The sequence below is a fragment of the Vibrio hepatarius genome, from assembly GCF_011806575.1.
Lineage (GTDB): Bacteria > Pseudomonadota > Gammaproteobacteria > Enterobacterales > Vibrionaceae > Vibrio > Vibrio hepatarius_A.
Map to the genome: position 1 here is coordinate 1 of NZ_JAATOO010000053.1, position 6,414 is coordinate 6,414.

The 6,414-nt window shown below is 39.8% G+C and carries 6 protein-coding genes; all 6 read right to left on the reverse strand.

Features of this window, described 5'->3' with window-relative positions; translation table 11 throughout:
- Positions 1 to 190 precede the first annotated feature (190 nt).
- A complete protein-coding gene (locus tag HCZ42_RS21370) occupies positions 191 to 544 on the reverse strand; it encodes a VOC family protein (RefSeq protein WP_167422692.1) in 354 nt (117 codons plus the stop codon).
- A 136-nt stretch (positions 545 to 680) separates the two neighbouring features.
- Positions 681 to 1,136, reverse strand: coding sequence for a hypothetical protein (locus HCZ42_RS21375; RefSeq protein ID WP_167422693.1), 456 nt, complete (start codon positions 1,134 to 1,136; stop codon positions 681 to 683).
- Between the two features lie 90 nt (positions 1,137 to 1,226).
- Entirely contained in the window at positions 1,227 to 1,667 is a 441-nt protein-coding gene (locus HCZ42_RS21380; RefSeq protein ID WP_167422694.1) for a GNAT family N-acetyltransferase, read from the reverse strand.
- A 151-nt stretch (positions 1,668 to 1,818) separates the two neighbouring features.
- On the reverse strand, positions 1,819 to 3,306 hold the full coding sequence (locus tag HCZ42_RS21385; RefSeq protein ID WP_167422695.1) for a hypothetical protein: 1,488 nt from the start codon (positions 3,304 to 3,306) through the stop codon (positions 1,819 to 1,821).
- A gap of 2 nt (positions 3,307 to 3,308) precedes the next feature.
- Positions 3,309 to 4,064: a hypothetical protein gene (locus HCZ42_RS21390; protein ID WP_167422696.1), complete on the reverse strand. Its 756-nt coding sequence runs from the start codon at positions 4,062 to 4,064 to the stop codon at positions 3,309 to 3,311.
- A gap of 328 nt (positions 4,065 to 4,392) precedes the next feature.
- Positions 4,393 to 4,722: a hypothetical protein gene (locus HCZ42_RS21395; protein ID WP_167422691.1), complete on the reverse strand. Its 330-nt coding sequence runs from the start codon at positions 4,720 to 4,722 to the stop codon at positions 4,393 to 4,395.
- Positions 4,723 to 6,414 lie beyond the last annotated feature (1,692 nt).

The following is a 6,414-nucleotide window of genomic DNA, read 5'->3' on the forward strand; positions in this document are numbered from 1 at the left end:
AGGCAAAGTGTTAAGTCACAAGAGAAAGTGACTTTGAGGATAGAGATTAACTGAAAACTCACCCTGTGTATAACGCCGCGTTAAGGGGCAGCAACGCGCTACCACCAAATTCCAATTTACCACCGTACACACAATTGCCAAGATTTAAACCAAAGTCGCCACGCGTTGACTGTCCCTCTTGAACGCCTTGTTATGTGGCTTTGCCTCGAAGACCAATCAAGTTACCAAATGGATCTTCTACTTGGCACATTGAAAGCCCACTTTCGATTTCCATTGGACCACGATAGAGATACGCACCGAGTGCTTCGAAGTGAGCTAAAGCAGCAGATAAATTGCCAACATACCAATAGATGACAGACCCACTTTTACCTGCACCAACTTTCTCGTCTGCTTGGACAATTTCTATGGAAAAACCATTCAAATCAAGTACAGTAAAATCGATGTCTGAGTGATAAATTGGAACGGCTTCAGGAAAGGCTTTCTTATACCATTCAAGCCCCTTTTCCACATCTGGAACATGAACAAGAACTGCTGATGGAATCATAATTTCTCTCCTGCCACATAACGCCGTGTTAAGTAGTGAGCAACGCCGCCACCAAACCTAAACCATTGTGCCGTATACACTTAAGCCAAAGCAAACCAAAAATGCCGAGCGTTGCGAATCTGTCTTAAACGCTTTGTTATGTGCGTTCTTTTTTCACACTCTCTACAACTTGCTCGGTTTGATTAAGTAGCTCTGACTTTATGGTTACACCCAGAGTAAAAATAGAAACAATAGCAGCTAAAACAGCGACATAAAGTGATGTTTTAAAGCGACTATGATCATTTAAAAGATCTGCGACGATTGATGATAGCATAGGGAAATTAATGCAATGCTTGTCTTTTCCTACAGATAGGTTGAACAAATAGTTTGTCACTCCATCTGCATTGTCGTGCTGATACTTTGGATTCAGGTGATAATAGAGACGACCAAATACGAGATCACCTTCCATATGGAAGTGTTTGGCGATATGATCTACATCGATTGGCACATAGATTTTTGTTTCTCTATTTTTAGCTGTCTCATATGCTAAATAATCTTCCATATAATGATTCAAAATGAATTCTAGTATTTTTAAATCTGTTGGTATTTTCATTTTTCCTCGCTAGCACATAACGCCGCGTTAAGTGGTGAGCAACGCAGACCACCCCACCTAAATCATTGTGCCGTAAACACTAAAGCTGAATCAAACCGAAAATGCCGAGCGTTGGGAATCCGTCTTAAACGCTTTGTTATGCATATTTTCAAGGTCTAGCTCGATATTAATTCCACTGATTGTGAAACCGAATGATCTATAAAACCTTTCTAGCCTAACTTTGTCACCGTGCATCCAGCCTTTCATTTTAGTGCAACCTTTAGATCTTGAATGTTCAATAGCGGCAGTAAGCACCCCGCTTCCAATACCTTTATTCTGGTAGTTACGCTTTCGTGTGATGCTCAGAAATGAAGGCATAAAATTAGGCCAGAGATAGATATAGGAGTCCTTTACACATAAATCACAAAGATCTGCGACAGTTTCTTTAAGCGAGATATTGATATAGCCGACAGAGTGCCCATTAAGGAGCACAGCATCAATTCGAAATGCATTAAAGTCCGGTAATTCAGTCACTTCGAATTCTGCGTCCATATTTACTCCATATGCATAACGCCGCATTAAGGTGTGAGCAACGCTATCACGAAACCGGACCATACCACCATAAACACAAAACCCAACGATGACACCAAAAATGCCAAGCGTTGGGAATCACTCTTAAATGCTTTGTTATACGATCTTTGTGCTACATCCAAATAGCTTGGTTTACCGTACTTCTAACTCTTTTTAAGGTCTGAGGTCCCATTCTTTCGAACTGTAAAAGCACAGAGTCTGAAGTATTAACTAGGTCTTCTAGTGAATTAATATTATTTTGCTTAAGCAAGCCAACCATATAATCCGTTAAACCATACGGATACGCATTAGATTTTTTAAGTATTGATATATCTTTCTGTAAAATGTCCAATTCATGCTCTGGTAAAGGTTCTGGCAACTCTAGTTTATACAGCTCACTTCCTCTATGAAATTCAACAGCATCGTCTTTGAACGACAACCATTTTTCCTGCATCTGAGAAGTTATGCGGCCATGTTCCAAAGATTCAGTGATGTTACATAAGTTAAGCACATAACGAGTCCCCCTCCCTCTAGATTTCATCGCTCTCGATACTTCTTTGCGCGCAATAAACCCTGCATATTCTAATATCTCTAGAGGTTTATTTAGCCTCTGACCAATCTCTCTCAACACTAGAACTGAACGCTCACTTTTTTCTCCCGCTTTTTCAAAGAAGATCTCAGCAATTTCTTGAGCAGGCGCAACCATAGGCTCGTAGACACCTAATTTTGGTTCAATTTCTTCTAATAGTGGCCAGAAATAGTTACTTGATAACTGTTTAAAAGCCTCTGTAATATTCGTAATCGTTACAGATGACGAGCCATTTATCGACGTAATGAGCTGATTGCAGCTATAAATGAAAGAACGCATATTGCCTAGTACGGCGACACCCAACAATTGACACACTTCCGACTTAGATAAGCCCTTTACAAACTTAGAATCATCTAAAGATTTAGAGAATCTACGATTTAAAACTTCGACAAACAAATCAGTAAAATCTGACGCGGTCTCTGAGCGATTTACATCGATAACCGTTGCATCGTTATAGACATCGAACCTTGTCCCAAATTTAGTCACACCTGGATAAATCGATGCTTTACATGAAATGGTATTGTTCGATAGAGTTCTGAAGATATCAAAAAAATCTGACAAGCTGGTTTCACGACCGATATGAGCCGCATCATCAAATAAAACAACTATCCGCTTTGATAGTTGTGATGACACATTAATCAAAACTTGCTGTAGCTCTGGCACTGTATATGCGTGTGCATCTAGATCAAGGTCAGGTAATAGTTCCTGAATTTTACCTATCACCAATTTACAAAACAGTTCAATGTATTCTGAGCCAGAAGTACGCAACAGGTCCAAATGACGCAAACTTATATATATACCGACAGCTGTACCTTCTGAATTTTGAGGGTAAAGCCCTCTAGAAGCTTCGATCATCAGGGCACTTTTACCACAACCACGTGCTCCCTTTAACAATACAGGACCATGTGCTCTCAGCTTGGAGATGCACTTTTTATCTTGCGTTGTAAAAAAATGATAATCTGAAAATTCTTGCATATCAAAGTCTTCAGCGGCAAGAACTAGAGAATTATCTTCGTAAACTTCATATTCCATAATTAACCTAACTCCAGTTCTTTCGAATTTTTATAGTCATTAAAACTCTGTTCTAGTTCCGATTTCTTGTATGCATGAGGAACTTGAGAAACCAATAGTCCAGTAGACGCTACAATATAAAACGTTTCGTTTAATATAGATATTACGGTATCACGATCCAGTATAGATTCCTGAGGAACCAATAGTTCATGATGTATACCCTTTGACAGAGAAGAATACGCAGTATTTATCTTTGACTTAATAGACTCGATGGCACTGCTAGCTGTAGTACTACTCAGTTGCGTATACCATTCACCCATTACGCCCTCACTCCCCTCATCGATCACAAGCTCAGCACTCTTTGTAAGTACCAAATGTATTTGGTAAGCTCCCAGAATAGCTCGTGTTGGGTCTTTTAGTGCATTGTCTGCCCATAGATTGGAAACAGCTTTATCCACTACATCACCTTGCCAACGAATGGCCGACGAATGGGGCTTCCCTAAATCGTAATCAGCTTGTTCTTGCTTCCCCTTCATAAGCAAAATCTTAAACGGGTCTAGACGAGCAATTAAGGCAGTCATACTAAGTTCTAGGATTGAACGACCCAAGTATGGACCATACAAACCTAACTTATCGTCAGACATTGATTGTAATTCAACCAGCTCTCGAGTTACCTTAGTCAACGAGGTACTTAGATGCAGTAAGATTTTATCTATATCAGAACTACTCTCAAAGTCACTTCCGCACACCAACCTAACAAAACTATCTATATTTTCCAAATGCCTAGCCTCTTAAGATCCTAGCGGATTTATTTTTATCGGTATAGGATACCTTTGCGTATTATTTTAAGCTAACCTACTAGCGTAAAACAATTTTTTCTTTATATTTAGTGTGATGAGGTTTAAGAGCGTATAACGCCCTGTTAAGGGGTGAGCAACGCTACCACCTAACTTAAAAATAACGCCATAAACACATTACCCAATTTAGAGGCAAAAGTCCCAAGCGTTGGGAATCCCTCTTGAACAGTTTGTTAGTTGCCAAACCTAAAGCTTTGACTTGAAGTTGATTGCCGCTTTGCCAGCGCTAGCTTTACGTGTTTTGGAAAACTTAAATCAGGCGTGGTTTTAAAGCGCCTGTCACTGAAACCACTTGGAACACAAAACGCCGTAGAAAACGGACTAACAACACCAAAAGCTCTTTTAGACAGACAGTGTTACAGAGCTGACTTTCAACAAATAAATCGGTTTCTGAAACAGAAAAACCAAACCATACAAGAAACCAAAGCGCCATTTTCACAAGCTCAAAGGTTAAGAATTGAAATATGAAACCGAGCCAAAAACACATGGGAATTAGCCCCAAAAACTCTGCTTTAGTTACGTTTTCCTCGTTGGCAACTAACGCCCAATTAAGTAGTGAGCAACACACTACAAAAGCCACCGCATTGCGCCATAAACACAAACCTCACCGCAAACCAAAACTGCCACGCGTTGCGAATCTGCTTGAATTGTTTGTTATGCGAAGTTTCGGCAATGCTCAATTGGCTAACGAAAACATTACCTTAAAGACGAAAAACTACAAACGCGTAGATGACTTTTTGTGATTCAAGAACCAACGGATTCAACATTTAATAAAAACGCTGCCACAAATGCGAAACGCTGATTTACAGCGAAGAATAAGTTTTTACTTGCCCGAAAACTAACGAGCCCAAATTTCAGCAAATGCCGACTTTCCGTAAACTTGTCCTTTCCACACTTTGCACCTGAAAAACCTTCCGCGACCAGATACGATTTTCAATGAGGCAATTTCACGAACGTTGACATGTTTTACGGTTTAAGTGATTCAAGAATTTGAGCCGATAAAGCTGATTTGCCGACACCGAAAAACGGATTGCCGAAGAGAACAAAATTGAGAAAACCTAAAAAATTAGCTTTGTCGCATAACGCCTTGTTAAGGGGTGAGCAACGAAACATCGATGCTGCCGCATACCGCCTTAAACACTAAAATTAACGCATAGTAAAAATGCCACGCGTTGCGAATCCCTCTTGAACAATTTGTTAGTTGCCAATTCCAATGCGCTGATTTTACGTCAGTTTAGACTTTGCAAACAACAAACGTAATTGGCTTTTATGTACTCAAGTCAGGCGTAGTGCCAAAGCGCTTCTCACTGAAACCACTTGGAACAAACAACGCCATAGAAAGCAGACTGACAACACCAAAAAGCTCTTTTGGAAAGATAGTCACACAGTGCGGACTTTCAGCAAGTAAATCGGCTTTTAAACGACAAACTCACCAAACAATTTCAGCAAAACATACTTTGACTTGTTTAACCCAAAAACCGCAACCCGAAAGAAGAAAAATAAGCAGTTAAACGATGCCAATTTTGGATCTTAATTAAATTTTGGATCTTAATTAAGAGTTAAACTCTCGATTTGAAGGTCAAGAGAACAGCTTTAACTTTGAATTTTCACCTTTAGATTCTGCGACTTGGCTTCAGATTTCCTCTTGGCAACTAACGCCCAATTAAGTAGTGAGCAACGCAATACAAAAGCTGCCGCATTGCACCTTAAACACAAAACTCACTGCAAACCAAAACTGCCACGCGTTGCGAATCTGCTTGAATTGTTTGTTATGCGAAGTTTCGACAACGCCAAATTGACTAACGAAAACATTACCTTAAACACGAAAAACTACAAACGCACAAATAACTTTTTGTGATTCAAGAACCAACGAACTCAACATTTAATAAAAAGGCAGCCACGAGCGTGGAACAGGGCTTTAAAACGAAGATTTGGCTTTCGCTTGCAAGAAACTTAACGAGCCAGGATTTCAGCAAATACCGGCTTTCCATAAACTTGCCCTTTCCACACTTTGCGCCCTAAAAACTTTCCACAACCAAATACGATTTTCAATGAGGCAACTTCACGAACTTTGGTATGTTTTACAGTTAGAGGGATTCAAGAATTTGAGCCGCGAATACTGATTTGCCGATACCGAAAAATGAATGGCCAAAGAGATTAAATTTAGAGAAACCTAAAAATTTTCCCTTGTCGCATAACGCCCGCTTAAGTGGTGAGCAACGCTACCACTACACCCAATTATTACACCGTAAACACAAAAGCCAAATTAAAC